The organism is Rosettibacter sp. KY25 (assembly GCF_057554405.1).
This window is the reverse complement of record NZ_BAAJAO010000015.1, coordinates 57,501-73,512: the sequence shown is the minus strand read 5'-3', so window position 1 is coordinate 73,512 and position 16,012 is coordinate 57,501. Positions and strand designations below refer to the sequence as shown.

Annotated in this window: 11 protein-coding genes and 2 rRNA genes (1 of these 13 running past the window's edge); 1 reads left to right on the top strand and 12 read right to left on the bottom strand. The window is 32.0% G+C overall.

Features of this window, described 5'->3' with window-relative positions; genetic code table 11:
* From AC27L2_RS10060 to lon, 7 genes are all read right to left on the bottom strand, one after another.
* Positions 1-291 (bottom strand): hypothetical protein (locus AC27L2_RS10060; protein ID WP_487211635.1); only part of this gene is annotated, 291 nt, incomplete at its 3' end.
* A 14-nt stretch (positions 292-305) separates the two neighbouring features.
* Positions 306-1,313 carry a zinc-dependent alcohol dehydrogenase family protein gene (locus AC27L2_RS10055; protein ID WP_487211634.1) on the bottom strand — a complete coding sequence of 336 codons (1,008 nt, stop codon included), beginning with the start codon at positions 1,311-1,313 and terminating at the stop codon, positions 306-308.
* 2 nt (positions 1,314-1,315) lie between these two features.
* Entirely contained in the window at positions 1,316-2,341 is a 1,026-nt protein-coding gene (locus AC27L2_RS10050; RefSeq protein ID WP_487211633.1) for a LacI family DNA-binding transcriptional regulator, read from the bottom strand.
* Between the two features lie 365 nt (positions 2,342-2,706).
* Positions 2,707-3,417 carry a LamG-like jellyroll fold domain-containing protein gene (locus AC27L2_RS10045; RefSeq protein WP_487211632.1) on the bottom strand — a complete coding sequence of 237 codons (711 nt, stop codon included), beginning with the start codon at positions 3,415-3,417 and terminating at the stop codon, positions 2,707-2,709.
* 7 nt (positions 3,418-3,424) lie between these two features.
* Entirely contained in the window at positions 3,425-5,047 is a 1,623-nt protein-coding gene (gene dnaX, locus AC27L2_RS10040; protein WP_487211631.1) for a DNA polymerase III subunit gamma/tau, read from the bottom strand.
* 6 nt (positions 5,048-5,053) lie between these two features.
* Positions 5,054-5,569, bottom strand: coding sequence for a GAF domain-containing protein (locus AC27L2_RS10035; RefSeq protein ID WP_487211630.1), 516 nt, complete (start codon positions 5,567-5,569; stop codon positions 5,054-5,056).
* Positions 5,569-7,992, bottom strand: coding sequence for an endopeptidase La (lon, locus tag AC27L2_RS10030; RefSeq protein WP_487211629.1), 2,424 nt, complete (start codon positions 7,990-7,992; stop codon positions 5,569-5,571). Before lon ends, AC27L2_RS10035 begins: the two co-directional genes overlap by 1 nt.
* A 219-nt stretch (positions 7,993-8,211) precedes the next feature.
* Between lon and AC27L2_RS10025 the strand changes: the two genes are divergently transcribed.
* Complete coding sequence (locus AC27L2_RS10025) at positions 8,212-8,991, top strand: inositol monophosphatase family protein (protein WP_487211628.1); 780 nt, start codon at positions 8,212-8,214, stop codon at positions 8,989-8,991.
* Positions 8,992-9,040: 49 nt separating this feature from the next.
* On the opposite strand, the gene AC27L2_RS10020 is transcribed toward AC27L2_RS10025, so the two are convergent.
* From AC27L2_RS10020 to AC27L2_RS10000, 5 genes are all read right to left on the bottom strand, one after another.
* Complete coding sequence (locus AC27L2_RS10020; RefSeq protein WP_487211627.1) at positions 9,041-10,063, bottom strand: homoserine dehydrogenase; 1,023 nt, start codon at positions 10,061-10,063, stop codon at positions 9,041-9,043.
* Between the two features lie 118 nt (positions 10,064-10,181).
* The gene (locus AC27L2_RS10015; RefSeq protein WP_487211626.1) at positions 10,182-12,341 is read right to left on the bottom strand and encodes a T9SS type A sorting domain-containing protein; all 2,160 of its coding nucleotides are present in this window, start codon (positions 12,339-12,341) and stop codon (positions 10,182-10,184) included.
* Positions 12,342-12,361: 20 nt separating this feature from the next.
* Positions 12,362-14,548: a T9SS type A sorting domain-containing protein gene (locus AC27L2_RS10010; protein WP_487211625.1), complete on the bottom strand. Its 2,187-nt coding sequence runs from the start codon at positions 14,546-14,548 to the stop codon at positions 12,362-12,364.
* An 89-nt stretch (positions 14,549-14,637) separates the two neighbouring features.
* Positions 14,638-14,754: ribosomal RNA gene (gene rrf, locus AC27L2_RS10005) — 5S ribosomal RNA — on the bottom strand.
* 72 nt (positions 14,755-14,826) lie between these two features.
* A 23S ribosomal RNA gene (locus AC27L2_RS10000) occupies positions 14,827-16,012 on the bottom strand; it runs 1,835 nt beyond the window's last position.

The following is a 16,012-nucleotide window of genomic DNA, read 5'->3' as shown; positions in this document are numbered from 1 at the left end:
GCTGTGTGTAGGTGACCATAAGTCGCACATGTTCTCACTTTCCCAATAGGCTTCTTCTCCCTTACCTGTCTTCTCTATCTTCAAACTCCTGCCCATTGACCTATACTGGTCACTTGCCCAAACTAACTTACTTCCTGCTGGCTCTTTCCCCTTCTTCCAGTATGAGGGTAATTCTTGTTCGAAGCTGCCTATGAGATTTATACCTGATTGAGCTATTGAAAAATCAAAACTCATCAGATATAATGTGGTTAATAAAAAAATCCATCTAATATTAAGTATCAGCTTACTCATTGGACCTCCAATGTTTAATTATGAAATTGATATTTTAATACGTCCGCAGAAGTTTTTGTATAAAAAATTTTGAGCAATGATTCCAGATTAACTTTTTGAATTGGGAAAGAATCAACGATAATCTTTTTATTTATGAGTAATTCAATTGAGCGGGAGAATGTAAATGGATTCAAAAATGAAGATTTTATTGTTAGTTCATAAAGGAAAAATTTATTCAAATCAATATTTACTTTTGAGTTCAATGAATGAACACCAAAGAGAATAATTTTACCTCCGCGCTTTACAAGTTCTAAAGAATTTGATACAACTTGTGAATTGCCAACACATTCTATGACGCAATCAGCACCACCATTAGTTAAATCAAAAATATTACTCTTAAGATTTTGTTCGTCAGGTTCAAAAGTATAATCTGCTCCAAGTTTATAAGCTAATTGTCTTCTGAATTCATTTGGTTCAATAAGAATTACTTTGCTTGCACCTCTTAGTTTAACGAGTTGCAGCATCAATAAGCCTATCGGTCCTCCTCCAAGAATTATAACTGATTCTCCAGTTTTAATTTCGCTTCTATCGATACCTCTCAAACAACAGGATAATGGTTCAGCAAAAGAAGCAATATCAAGCGGGATATTTGATGGTATTTTATAAACTTGTGATTCAGGCACAATTGCATATTCAGCGAATCCACCATCTAACGTAACTCCTAAAGCTTTATGGTTTTCACAAAAATTAACTTTGCCAGATCGACAGTAATAACATTTACCACAAAATATGTTGGGATCAACAACAACAGAATCACCATTTTCATATTCATAGTGATTGTTTCTATCGACAATTGTTCCACTAAATTCATGACCTAATATTGTATTATTTTTTGCAAATGCTTCGCCTCTAAAAATGTGAAAATCTGTTCCACACACTCCACATGAATTAATTTTAATAATTAATTCATCACTTGCAGGTTTTCTTAATTCTTTTTCTGCGATTTCAAATTTATTTGGTTCTATAAAGATTAATGCTTGCATAATTAATAAGTAATTTTCTTTGTAGAATTTCTTACAATAAGTTCAACAGGCACAAGAATTTTTTTTGTTTGCAAGTTTTCTTTTTCTTTAAGAAGGTTTACCATCAAATTCATTGCTTCAATTCCAAGCTCTGTTTTGGGAACTCTAATAGTAGTCAACTGTGGTGTTATTGAGATATCAGATTCAACATCATCAAAACCAACAATAGAAATATCATCAGGAATTTTAATATCATTTTCAGAACAATATTGCATTATGCCCAATGCCATTGCATCGTTACATGCAAATATTGCTGTGATGTTTTTGTAATTAGTTAATAATCTTTTTGCTGCATTATAACCATTTGAGCGAGCAGGATAATCTTCGTCAGTTATTATAAAATTTTGGTTAATAGGAATATTAGAAGATTCTAAAGCCTGTTTGTATCCAATTAATCTGTCTGTAATGCTTGGATGAGTAATATCGCCACCAACAAATGCAATATTTTTATGTCCAAGCTCAATCAGATGTTTTGTTGCTAAATAACCACCCTTAATATTATCAATGAGCACAACATTATAATCTCCGTGAGGCGGATAAAAATCAACAAAAACTAATGGTATTTTGTATTTGGAGAGTTGCGATAAAAATAGAGATGGAACTTTACCGGCAATAATAATTCCATCGACATTTTTTTCAAGTATAAATCTTGGCAAGTGGTCGTGTTCTTCGAAGTCTCTTTTAATTGTTGCTAAAAGAACATAATAATCATTACCTCTTGTTACAAATTCTGTCCCTAAAAATATTTTTGTATAGAATGGTTCGGTTCTCAAGAAATGGTCTTCGGTTAAAACAAAACCAATATTGCCTGTTGTTTTAGTAACTAAACCTTTGGCGGAACGTGATGGGTGATAGTTTAATTCTTTAATTGCTTTCAGTACTTTATTGCGTGTTACATTCGAGATTCTTTTATTATTATGAAGTACTAAAGAAACAGTAGCAATCGAAACGCCGGCTTTTTTAGCTACATCTTTTATAGTTACTTGCATATTTAGTTAAACGTTTTACCTAAAATTAGATTATTAACTTTTTATTGTCAAGAACTCTTAACAAATTTTTTTACACTATTAATAGTTTAAAAAAGGCAAGTAATTATTATGCATTTTTAAACCATAATCAGCAATTTTTATCAAAATTTATGATATTTTACCCGGCAGAACTAAAATATAAATGAGTAAAAATTGGTTAAAATAGTTAAACGTTTTAACTATTTTGAAACTTTTCGATGAATCAAAGAATATTTTTTCACTTAATCAAAACGAGGATTTGCGAAAAAATATTATAAATGAATTGATTTTATAATAAAGAAGAATGATTTTGTGGGTTATAAACAACATTAATCTATGGAACTACGTCATCTGCAAAAATAAAATTTATCTGGCGGCAATGCTTTGTTTGTGAATTTAATTGCTTTAATTGTTCCACAAAACCATGATTTTAAATTCTGCCTGACTCCAACTGATGTGGTTCCATCCTTTATCCCATAAAAATCTACTTTGCTAGATAATTCTTCTTTCCCATTGACATAATGTTTCATTATTCCATTGCTATAACTTAATGCTACGTGATACCAGTCTCCTATTGGATGAGTTATTGTTGTATCTAACAGTGTGCATCGAGAAGTATCCGATTTAATAAATGTATCGAGCGACCACCTTTTGTTTTTAAGTAATCTTAATTCTATTAGAATTCTTTTGCTGTCATCTTCGTTTTTGATATGTAAAAATCTTTGTTCATAATTATCAGAATTTTTTGAAGAATCAGGTTTAAAGATAACTTCGATTGTAAAACTTGAATAACCGGCAATAGGATTAAAATTAATTAACAACCCATCATCTACTCCATCAAAATATAAAGCCTTACCATAAGATGAATTAATAACCGCTGGTTTATCAGTAAGAAATGTTGTATAGAATCCTCCAACATTGAAAGGACTTTCAAGTAACCAAAGTGTTGTTAAAGTATCATTATTGTTTTCATGATTTGATTGTGGGAAAACTGATGAGGTTAAAAAGTAAAATAACAGACAATGAAAAATAAATTCTCGAAAAAGAATTGAGTTCATTAAAAAACTATTTTTTTATTTCTTTACCACCAAGTTTTGTAATTACTGCTTTGACAAGTGGATTTTCTTCTTCGATTGATTGGTCCGCAGTTGATTTCATTTGTGATAAATTTTTGTCTGCAAAATCAAATTCTATTTTTTTGCCAAAAATTTCTTTTGTTTTTTTATCGAGATAGTTTTTATTGTCGCAAATCATATCCCAATCTTCTGGCTTTTCAACTTCTACTTTTAATTTATTATTAACAAAATCAATTGGGTTTGTATTTAACAGAACTGAACCAAAAAATAATTTTTCATTTTTAACCTGTTCAACAAATTCCTGCCATTTTGCTATAATCTTATTGAAATCATCAGAATCTTTTGCTGTTGGGGGAATGAAAGATTTTACTTCTGGAATTTTAATTTCTTCTTTTGTAACAGGTCTTACATTCGAAATATCTTTTTTGAATGATTGAGAACTACTGGCATACGAAATATTTTTTTCTTTTAATCCCGAAGAGCTATCATTTCCAATTTTTGAAATTAATTCTGAAATCAATGCAGATTTTTCTAAACCAATTAATTGGCATAGAGCAATTTCAATTTTCAGTTTAGGATTAGAAGAAGATTTTATTTCATATTGAGTTTTATTTATAAATGTCAGAATCCTAAGCAAATCGCTTTCAGAAAATTTATCTGCATAAGAAAGATATTTTTCTTTATAAATTTCTGCACTTTCTACTAACTGTGTATCTTTTCTAATGACTACAGTTAAAATATTTCTAAAGTGTTCATTAAGTCCATTCAGAAAATCAATATAGTTCCAGCCGTTATCATAAATTTTTTGTGTGACATCAAAAGCATGTTTGAAATTTTTTGATATAATAGCATCGGAAATATCAAAATAAATTTCCTCGTCTATTAGATTAAACATTTTAGCAAGAATAGCCGAATCAACTTTGTTGCCGCTGAAAGATATTGCCTGATCAAAAAAACTTTGAGCATCTCTCAAAGCACCATCAGCTTTCTTTGCAATAATAGTCAATGCGGTATCATCGATTTCAATGCCTTCGGCTTGAGCAATATTTTTAAGAAGATTTTTTATTGTGTTTAACTCGATTCTTCTAAAATCAAATCTCTGGCATCTTGATATTATGGTCAAAGGGACTTTATGAACATCTGTTGTAGCAAAGATAAAAAGTGTATGCTCTGGAGGTTCTTCAAGTGTTTTCAACAGTGCATTGAAAGATTCTGTAGTAAGCATGTGAACTTCATCGATAATATAAATTTTGTATTTCCCTTTTGTAGGAGCATATTTTACAGATTCTCTTAATGTTCTTATTTCTTCAATTCTTCTGTTTGATGCACCATCAATCTCAATTATATCAAGAGTTTGAGAATTTTGAAAAGCCTTGCACATTTCGCATTCATTGCAGGGTTCACCATTTTGAGGATTAAGACAATTCAACACTTTTGCTAAAATTCTTGCAGTAGTTGTCTTTCCCACTCCGCGAGGTCCTGCAAACAAATATGCATGTGCAATTCTGTTATTTATTATTGCATTCTTAAGTGTAGTTGTTATATGTTCTTGTCCAACTACTTCTTCAAACTTTTGCGGTCTCCATTTACGAGCTGTTACAAGGTAATTCATAGCTTTTCAAATAATTAATTTTTGGATTTTATCAGTATCAATTTTTTTCAATAATAAATTACAAAGTTTTTCTAAATACTTTTTGTCAATTTCACTAAAAGCGGAATAAGTATAGCTATCTAAATCAAGCACGCCATAAATTTTGTTATTATCTTTTAATGGAATTACAATTTCAGATTTTGAATCAGCATCACAAAATATATGTCCCGGAAATTTATTTACATCCTCAACAATAATTGTTTCTTTTTTTTCTGCTGCAGTTCCACAAACTCCTTTTCCCAATTCAATTTCAGTACATGCAACTTTCCCTTGAAATGGTCCTAAAATTAATTTATTTCCCTTCAACAAATAAAAACCTACCCAGCTTATTTTATCAAATGCTTCTTTTAATGCTGCAGTAAAATTTGATAGAGCAGAAATTATTTCATCGCTTTCAGATATTAAATAATCAATTTGAGGAATTAAGTTATTATAAATTTCTTCTTCAGATAAATTTTTATTTATAATAATAGATTCTGCCATTATAATTTTTTCCGAGTCTTTTTTGTTTTCTTTTTCTTTTTATTATCAAGTTCAAAAACATAAGGTAATGCTTCTTTGATTGTTGAGATAGGAATAATTTTCAATCCTTCTTTTACTTCTGGTTTAATTTCACTCAAATCTTTCTCATTATCTTTTGGAATTAGCACAATGGAAATTTCATTCCTTCGCGCAGCTAAAAGTTTTTCATTCAAACCTCCAATTGGCAAAACATTTCCACGTAATGTGATTTCACCGGTCATTGCTACATCATTTCTTGCTGGTTTACCGCTGAATGCAGAATATAAAGCCATTGCCATAGTGATGCCTGCAGAAGGTCCATCTTTTGGTATAGCTCCTTCAGGCAGATGTATATGAATTTCTTTTCCTTTATTGAAGTTTTGAGGCAAACCAAATTCTTTTGCATTCGAACGAAGATAACTCAATGCTGCCATAGCAGATTCACGCATAACATCACCAATCTGACCAGTAATTGTTAATTTCTCTGAGCCTGGCATAACTGTAGCATCAACCTGCAAAATTTCTCCGCCAACACTTGTCCATGCCAAACCAGTAACACTTCCTACTCTCAATTCTTTATTTGCTTTTTTAGTTCTGTATCTTGGAACCCCAAGAAATTTTTCAATTACTTCTTCATCAATAACAAAATTTTTTTTGATTTTTTTCTTTCCGTTTTCGGATTGAGCTAAAACAATTTCTTTAGCTGTTTTTCTTAAAACCGATGCAATTTCTCTCTCAAGATTTCTTACTCCAGCTTCACGAGTATATTCAGTAATTATTTTCAATATTGCTTCTTCTTTAAAATCAATATTAAATTTATCAAGTCCGTGAGCTTTTAATTGCTTTGGTATTATATGTCTTTTTGCAATTTCTACTTTTTCAAATTCCAGATAACCTGGGAGTTCAATAATTTCCATTCTATCCTGAAGCGGCAAAGGAATATTGTATCTGACATTTGCTGTTGTAATAAACATAACCTGAGATAAATCATAATCAACATCAAGATAGTGGTCATTAAAAGTATGATTTTGTTCAGGGTCAAGAACTTCAAGCATTGCAGAAGATGGGTCGCCGCGAAAATCCATGCTCATCTTATCAATTTCATCAAGCAACATTACTGGATTTATTGTTTTTGCTCTTTTCATTGACTGAATAATTTTACCCGGCATCGAACCAATATAAGTTCTTCTGTGGCCACGAATTTCTGCTTCATCTCTAACACCGCCTAAAGAAATTCTGACAAAATTTCTTCCAAGTGCTCTTGCAATTGATTTCCCCAGAGATGTTTTACCTACTCCGGGAGGTCCAACAAAACATAAAATTTGTCCACGCATACTTTTTACAAGATTTAAAACTGCAATATGCTCAACAATTCTTTCTTTTGGTTTGTCGAGTCCATAGTGGTCTTCATCAAGAATTTTTCTAACATTTTTTATATCAAGATTATCTTTTGTTTTTTTATACCATGGAACATCAATTAACCAATCAAGATAATTTCTTATTACTGTTGCCTCTGGTGAACTTGGTGGAGTTTTTTTAAGCTTATTTAATTCCTCCATTGCTTTTTCATGAACTTGAGGAGGCATTTTAGCTTTTTGAATTTGCTCTTTTAATTTTACAAATTCAGGAGAAGTTTCTTCTTCATCTCCAAGTTCTTCCTGTAAAATTCTAATCTGTTCCTGAATGATAAATTTTCTCTGAGTCTTTGCAATATTTTCCTGAACTTTGTCTTCAATTTCTTTTTCAATCTTCAATATCTCGATTTCTGAATTAAGTATTCTTATTACTTCATAAAGTTGTTCTTTGATAGAAAATTTCTGAAGTATTTTTTGCTTAACTTCAATTGATTGATTGATGTTTGCAGCCACATAAAAAAGTTTTCTGTCAGGTTCTTCAATATTTTCATAAGCTGTTAAAGCTTCGGGTGGAATTGCTTTGTTAATTTTAACATATTCTTTAAAAAGATTGCTCATCTGACGAAGAAGAGCTTTCATTTCACGAGGGTCTTCTTCTTTTGGAGGAATAACCTCAATTTCTGCTTCAAAAAAATTTGTTCGCTCTGTAAATCTTTTTATTCGTCCTTGAATAATTCCATCAATTAGTATTTTCAATAAACCATTGGGCAGTTTCAATATTTGAATAATTTTGGCTATTGTTCCTTCTGGATAAATGTCATCAGGTGTTGGTTCATCAATATTTGAACGCTTTTGAGCAGCAAGAAAAATATATTTAGAATTATCAAGTGCATAATTTGCTGCTCGAATCGATTGTTCCCTTCCTACAAGAATTGGAAATATCATGTAAGGAAAAATAACATTATCTCTTAATGGCAATACAGGCAAAATTCGGGGGATATCTTCAATCATGGAATATTCTGTTTCCTGAGTTAATAATTTTTCTTCCATTAATTAACCTTCTATCAAATTTGTTTTTCAATTCAAAATATACCAAAATATTAATGTGCTAACAAGGTAAACAAAAGTATATTCTATTGTGCTACGACAACAAAATTTATCAAATTAAACTTGGATTAATTCATTGATAAAAATAGCTGTTACAAATTATGTCAAACAAAAAATAATATTTAAAATTGCATGTCAATTTTAAAATTTTTGGAGAACTAAATGATTAACAAAGTAATTGATATTGCTAAAGAAGCAGGAGATGTAATTAGAGAAGGTTTTAGAAAAAATTTTTTAATTGAATACAAAACCAATCTATCTAATCTTGTAACTGAGATTGATAAAAAATCCGAACAATTAATTATTGATTTTATTAGAAAAGAATATCCCACTCATTCAATTATTGCTGAAGAAAGTGGAACACAAAAATATTCTTCTGAATATGTCTGGGTAATCGACCCTCTTGATGGAACAACTAATTTTGCACATGGATTGCCTATATTCGCAGTTTCTATAGGAGTTCAAAAAAATAATGAAACAATATGCGGTGTTGTTTATGATATTATGCGTGATGTACTTTATTCAGCAGAGTTAGGAAGCGGCTCATATTGTGATAACAGAAAACTACATGTCAATGATAATGACGATTTAGAAAAAAGTGTTCTTGTTACTGGATTTCCGTATAACATAAAAGAAAATCCTGATTATGCTATTGAAAGATTTGTCGAATTTTTGAAATGCAGCAGAGCAGTAAGACGACTTGGTTCAGCAGCAATTGATATGTGTTATGTGGCTGAAGGTGTATTTGATGGCTTTTGGGAAGTTTTTTTAAATCCATGGGATGTATGTGCAGCTATGCTTATTGTTGAAGAAGCAGGAGGAATTGTTACAGATTTTTATGGAAAAAAAGCTAATATTTTTGACAAACAATTTTTAGCAAGCAATCCTCAAATTCATAAATACATGCTCGAAGTTCTTCAGAAATTTAATGCTAAAAATTGATTAAATAGACTTTCAATGTTTGTTTGTTATAAATTATCAAACATTAAAACTATTTTTTTGAATTTTTAATTGCGAGCAGGTCGCTTAATATTGCAAAACCAGTTTCAATTTTGCCTGCTCCTTTTCCTATAATTGTAACATCACCAAGCAAATCGGTTGTAAATGTAATTGCATTTGTAGAGCCCATAACTCCTGCAAGAGGATGAGTTAATGGAATTAATTCTGGTTTTACTGAAGCAATAATTTTATTCTCCTTTAATTCTACCGAAGCAATTAATTTCCATCGAGAATTTTGTTTTTTTGCTTCTTCAATATCAGATAACGTAATTCTTGTAATTCCTTGACATTCAACATCATTAAAATGCAAATTGGCACCCATCAATACTTTTGCTAAGATTGTAACTTTTGCACGTGCATCAAAACCTTCAACATCATTTGTTGGGTCTGCTTCTGCATATCCTAATTCTTGTGCTTTTTTCAATGCATCATCATAATTCATTCCTTCTTCCATTTTTGTTAAAATAAAATTTGTTGTGCCATTTAAAATTCCTTTTGCAGAAAAAATTTTATTACCTGCTAATGGTCCTCGAACTAAATTTAGTACTGGGGTTCCACTCATCACAGTTCCTTCAATCATAAATTTGACACCATTTTTCTTTGCAAGAGCTGATAATTTCTTATAAGCATACACAGCAGGACCTTTATTGCTTGTTACAACATGTTTGCGCAATTCAAGTGCAGTTTTACAATGATTTATTGCAGGCTGCCCGTCTTTCAAATTTGTATAAGCCAATTCACAAATTACATTTGCATTCGATTTTTTGATTGTTTTGATTGCATCCCAATCAATCAAATTCTTTGTGAATTTATTATTTGTTCGAACATCTTCCAAAACTTTTTTAAGATTCAGTCCCTTAGGATTATATACCGTTCCATATTTAATATCATTTATTGCTACAACTTCATATTCATAATTGTAATTCTTTTTCAATTCTTTTTTCTTATTGATTAATATTTCACACAAACCTTGTGCTACTGTTCCAAATCCAATTAGAGCAATTTTTTGTTTCATATTTATTCCTCAATTTTTTTGTTAAGTAAAAAATTTCTCCAATAGTTCTTCTTAATTGAGAAATATTCTTTAATAAGTATTTACAAACTTACTTCCAAAATTAATCTTAAAAAAATATTTATTTCATTAATAACAATTTTTGTTTAGCAAAATAATTTTTACCTCCTCCTTCAAAAGATATTATAAGAATATAAACTCCTGATGAAAGATTCGAACCATTAAATACGATTGAGTGATTGCCGGCATTCAGTTCTCTATTGATAAGTTCATCAACCATTTCTCCTAAAATATTATATATTCTGATTAATACTTTTCCACTTGAAGGTAATTTGAAATTAATTGTAGTAGATGGATTAAAAGGATTTGGAAAAACATTCACAGCAAAGTTCAAGGAATCTGTACTTGAATTCTCATTTACATCTGTGCTGAATCCATCTTTACCATCACTTGCACCTGGTCCTTGTGAAGTATTTGATGAAGTATTCGTCCCCTGTCCTGGTTCTATGTTAAATACAAGAAAACCTGTGTATGGTGTCAATATGTTTTGTTCGATACTCAAATCAATTATGTTAGAAACAGTAATTGGATCATAAGGCAGCTTCAATAATGATTGAATGTGTTTGCCATACCATGTTGTTGCAACTAATTCGCTCCCATGGTCAACATCATTTTCTGTTAAAGTGATTGAATATTTTTCACTTGTAGTTTTGTATTTTCCAAAAACTGTAATATTAACAGGAAAAGTTCCGGAATATTTCCCAATCTGCATAATAGGAGTATTGATAGGATAGTAACCTTCATGAAGTGCAATAAAGTGTTTACTGTGTGCATATCCTTCTTGATATCGCATTTGAACTTCAACACTTTCAAAATGGCTGATTTCTTCATAAAGAAAAGCAAACAACATTTCTTTTAATGAATTATATCTCAAGAAAAATAAATTCCCTGATGTTGAATAGGTAATAATTCCGTAAAATGTTTGCATCGGTGTTTCATAGTAACCATTATTCCAGATTAAGTAACTTTTGTTATCTAAATCAAAGAAATGAATTTTGGTCCCTTTCTTAAATTTATCAATAATTTCGTATGCAAGTTGTTCTTTGCTTTCTCCATACAAATTAATTGTATTAATATTAGTGATAAATAAAACTTCCGAATCACCGCTTTGAGAATTTATAAACTCCGCTGCTTTTGAAATTAAAGGGAGCAAATTATTATAACTTGGAAATGAACGCATCATAATTTTTTGAAATAAGTTGTCAATTCCTTCTTTAGTGCAGCCCACCCACTTGTTGCTTCCCATAATATATTCATCATAAGCTATTAAAACATTTATCGAATCTGATTCTGCAAAAGCCTGAAGCAAAGATTCTTTTAAGTATGAAAGCAGAAAATCGCCATCAAGATTATTTGTGTTAAAGCGGTTAAAATCAATAACAAATAATACTTTTCTTGGCTTAGAAATTTTTTGAATTTGTGGCGGCTTTACTGCAAGGTGATAAAAATGTTCTCCATTTTTTGTAAATGTAGAAAAGAAAACATCTTTTTTGATTGGAGAAGGCAATTCCATTTCTACAAATTGATTTTCACTTACTGGAATTTCTAATTCCCAGGCAAAAATATCACCTCGATTTTTAGAGGATAAAATTTCCGTACCAATCAGTTTTGGTTCATAAGGCTCGTTTCCATATTCATAAAGAATTTTTAACTTTTCCGGCGGCGGTGTATTTTTTGAAATCAACTGTGTCATAGGCAGCCATATTCTTAAATTCTCTCCTGTTGGTCTGCCCGGAAGCAAATACTGAATTTTAAATTTTCTTTTTTCATTTCTTTTAATCGGGAATAATCTTAATTCATGAATCACCTGTCCATCATTATTTGGTGTTGATTGAACCAACAAAGCAGGATTACGAACAGGTGTACTTACATTGCTAAATAATAATTCTGCAGTCCATTTGTCTAACATTTTAGCATAAATGATTGAATCACCTTCCCAATAACAAAATTCATGAACAATTGCATCTTGAGGAAGATTAAATTGCCATTTAAATTCAAGTTCGTTGTAATTCTTAAAAAACCAGCTTTGGAAATCATAAGAAACAGTCATATATAAATTAATTTCAACATAAACTCCAGCAGGTCGAATTATCAGCATTACATCATCAATATTCACATTATAATCTTTTACATTTGGATAATTGGCTTCATACACTGAAAATTCTGTTGCATGAGTTAATGTAAATGTGATAACTAAAAAGAATAAAATTATTTTTTTCATTTTCTTCCTCTAAACTTTTATTAACGAACCAATAATAATTTTATTGATTTAATTAATTTGTCTGTCTTAAATACAGCTATATAAGTTCCGGAAGAGACCTCTGTATATGCATCGTTCAATCCATCCCAAATGACATTAATTTCTGAAGAATATGAATAATTACTCAAATCATAACTTTTTATTTTTTGACCGAGTATATCATAAATCTCAAGCTTCTTGTTTTTATTCATAAATTCATATGGTAATTTTATAGTTATGTTAGTTGATGGATTAAATGGATTTGGATAACAAGAAATGTTTAATTCTTTCGGTAGAATTTTTTCATTAATTGAATCACTAATCTCTACATTTACAACAGAATCCTTTGCATAAATTCTACTAAATCCAATATAATTTGATGGGCCTGGGATTACAAATGCACTGTATGGAGTTAATAATTCTTTTTTTACTGAAAGTTCTTCTATATACTTTATTGTTGTGTAACTTTGAGGTTGTAAAAACAATTCGTTAATAATATAATTTCCATACCAATAAAGAGAGATATTTTGAATCATATTATCTGGCACAGATGATTCATCTTCATTCAACAAAATAGAATTGAAATAATCCTCGCCAAGATATTTTCCAAAATAATTAACAGTAATCGGCAATGTCCCATCACATACACCAATTTGTCCAAATCTTGCTGTAATATTAAAATTACTTTTCCCTCTATTAAGATTTACTCTTGAATGAGTAAATCCATTAACAGGCATAGGGTCGATTTCAACTGTGCTTATTTTTGGTGCAAAACAATCAAGAGCCTCGTCAATATAATATCCATAGTAAACATTATACAATTTGTTAAAATTACCTTTCGATAAACGAGTTAAATTTTCGTAAAGATATTCATTGCCACGATAGTATTTATTTTGAATATAATAACCAGAATAAGCATTTGAAGCATCGAGAATATTAAACACAATATTATTTTTTGCTCTGAAGTAAGATTCGTTCAACAATTCCATTACTGTCTCTGCTCTCACAGCAGTTTGGTAATCGTCTGAAATCAACCATACTTCTGCATCTACATTTTTTTCATTAAGAAAACGAGTAATTTCTTTCAGCATGTAAGGGAGTGTATTCAATTTAGGAATAACTTGTTTTACAGTATTTAATTTTTCTTTTATTAGGCTTTCTGTTCTTCCTTCAAAATCTTTGCTTAACCATGAAGTATTAAAATCACTGATTATAAAAATCAATGAATCTTTTTGAGTAGTAGAAATTAATAACACTTCATAAAGCATATCTAAAAAATTATTTCTTCCCATACTACCGAAGTAATTGCCTACAATGTCGAAAGCAATTACAATTTTTCTTGATTTGCGGAGTTCATCACTTATAAAAGGTTTTGTAGATAGTTGATAAAAAGTATAATCATCGAAATGAGTTCGTAAAAATTTTCCAGTATTAGATTCTTCAGGAAAATAGATTTTAAACGGAGAAACATAAGATGTATCCTTAACCCAGAAGTTTCCCTGCTTAATCCAGTTTATTGGTGCACTTAAGAAATTAAGAGGTTTTGCTGAAGGATTGTTATAATCAACTACAAATAATTTTGCTGATGCATTAACAAGACATTCATTATTATAATTAGAATAAAATTGAGCAACTAAATTTTCAATTATTCTCTTATTGTAATTAATTTCACACGGGGTAATAAATTTAATAATGAATTCAACTGCTTCATTCCATTGCACTGGAGAAAATCTCATATCGTATTGTTGATTATAATTCCCATAATAATCTCTTCTCATATATTCTCTTAGTAATGCTTTTGGAGATGAATTTTGATTATAATTTAGTTCAGCAGTAGAAATATCAATAATAGCAGCATCGGTAAAAGATTGCTTTGAATTATCCCACACAGAAAATTTTTTTATAAAAGAATTTTTTGGAAGAGAAAAATTCCATACGAATTCATAACTACCAGAAGGAGGGACCTGGCAATAATAGCTATAACCAGTCCAACGATATTCGTTACCTAATTTGATTTTAAGATTAAGTGTGGTTTCGTAGAAGAGACCATACAATTCAAATTTGGCTTCGTACTTAAGCACTTGATAAGTATTCCAGACAGTATATGGTGGTGAAAGTCTTTTTGCATAAAATTCTGCAAAAGCAAATTGTGTAGATGCAAATAAAAAAATAATAATAAATTTTTTCATAAGCCCTCCGGTTGTAAAGCAAAGATAAAGCTTTAATACAAAATAAAAAACCCCATTTCAAATTTTTGAAATGGGGTAATAATTATTAATCCTGGCAGCTACCTACTCTCCCACGCACTTGCGCACGCAGTACCATCGGCGTTTACGGGCTTAACTTCTCTGTTCGGAATGGGAAGAGGTGTTTCCCCGTAGCTATAACCACCAGAAAAATTTTAAGAACAAACTTATGAAAGATTGAAAGAGCGAGTCAATATAACATCTATCTTGAGATAAACTTTATGGCTAAGTCTCACGACTTATTAGTACTGCTCGGCTCAATCCGTTGCCGGACTTACACCTGCAGCCTATCAACCTCGTAATCTCCGAGGAGTCTTCAGTTCTCCGCCTTGCGTTGGAGAAAGGGATACCTCATCTTGAAGTGTGCTTCGCACTTAGATGCTTTCAGCGCTTATCACATCCGTTCATAGCTACCCAGCGCTGCCGCTGGCGCGACAACTGGTACACTAGAGGAACGTTCGCTTCGGTCCTCTCGTACTAGAAGCGACTCTTCTCAGGTATCCTGCGCCCGCATAGGATAGGGACCGAACTGTCTCACGACGTTCTGAACCCAGTTCACGTACCGCTTTAATTGGCGAACAGCCAAACCCTTGGGACCTTCTTCAGCCCCAGGATGCGATGAACCGACATCGAGGTGCCAAACCTTGCCGTCGATATGAACTCTTGGGCAAGATCAGCCTGTTATCCCCGGCGTACCTTTTATCCTTTGAGCGATGGCCCTTCCACTCGGAACCACCGGATCACTAAGCCCTGCTTTCGCATCTGCTCGGCCTGTGTGCCTCACAGTCAAGCTCCCTTATGCCTTTGCACTCAACGCATGATTACCAACCATGCTGAGGGAACCTTTGGGAGCCTCCGTTACCATTTAGGAGGCGACCGCCCCAGTCAAACTACCCGCCTAACACTGTCCCTTCCGCTGATTCAAGCGGAGAGGTTAGAATCCAATTAAAACAAGGGTGGTATTTCACCGTCGACTCCACCGAAGCTAGCGCCCCGGCTTCACAGTCTCCCACCTATCCTACACATGCTTTAACCGAACCCAATGCTAGGGTGCAGTAAAGGTGCACGGGGTCTTTCCGTCCATATGCGGGTAACCGGCGTCTTCACCGGTACCACAATTTCACCGAGCCCGTGGTTGAGACAGTGCCCAAATCGTTACACCATTCGTGCAGGTCGGAACTTACCCGACAAGGAATTTCGCTACCTTAGGACCGTTATAGTTACGGCCGCCGTTTACTGGGGCTTCGGTTCAGAGCTTCTCCACCTTGCGGCAGATAACCCCTCCCCTTAACCTTCCAGCACCGGGCAGGTGTCAGTCCCTATACGTCGTCTTAATTGACTTCGCAGAGACATGTGTTTTTGTTAAACAGTCGCTTGGGCCCTTTCACTGCGGCCTCATTCGGCTCG

What these genes read in the sequence shown, in the direction of transcription:
- AC27L2_RS10055 (WP_487211634.1), bottom strand. Translation starts at nt 1,313, where the DNA reads ATGCAAGCATTAATCTTTATAGAACCAAATAAATTTGAAATCGCAGAA.
- AC27L2_RS10045 (WP_487211632.1), bottom strand. Translation starts at nt 3,417, where the DNA reads ATGAACTCAATTCTTTTTCGAGAATTTATTTTTCATTGTCTGTTATTT.
- lon (WP_487211629.1), bottom strand. Translation starts at nt 7,992, where the DNA reads ATGGAAGAAAAATTATTAACTCAGGAAACAGAATATTCCATGATTGAA.
- AC27L2_RS10035 (WP_487211630.1), bottom strand. Translation starts at nt 5,569, where the DNA reads ATGGCAGAATCTATTATTATAAATAAAAATTTATCTGAAGAAGAAATT.
- AC27L2_RS10050 (WP_487211633.1), bottom strand. Translation starts at nt 2,341, where the DNA reads ATGCAAGTAACTATAAAAGATGTAGCTAAAAAAGCCGGCGTTTCGATT.
- AC27L2_RS10015 (WP_487211626.1), bottom strand. Translation starts at nt 12,341, where the DNA reads ATGAAAAAAATAATTTTATTCTTTTTAGTTATCACATTTACATTAACT.
- AC27L2_RS10010 (WP_487211625.1), bottom strand. Translation starts at nt 14,548, where the DNA reads ATGAAAAAATTTATTATTATTTTTTTATTTGCATCTACACAATTTGCT.
- AC27L2_RS10020 (WP_487211627.1), bottom strand. Translation starts at nt 10,063, where the DNA reads ATGAAACAAAAAATTGCTCTAATTGGATTTGGAACAGTAGCACAAGGT.
- AC27L2_RS10025 (WP_487211628.1), top strand. Translation starts at nt 8,212, where the DNA reads ATGATTAACAAAGTAATTGATATTGCTAAAGAAGCAGGAGATGTAATT.
- dnaX (WP_487211631.1), bottom strand. Translation starts at nt 5,047, where the DNA reads ATGAATTACCTTGTAACAGCTCGTAAATGGAGACCGCAAAAGTTTGAA.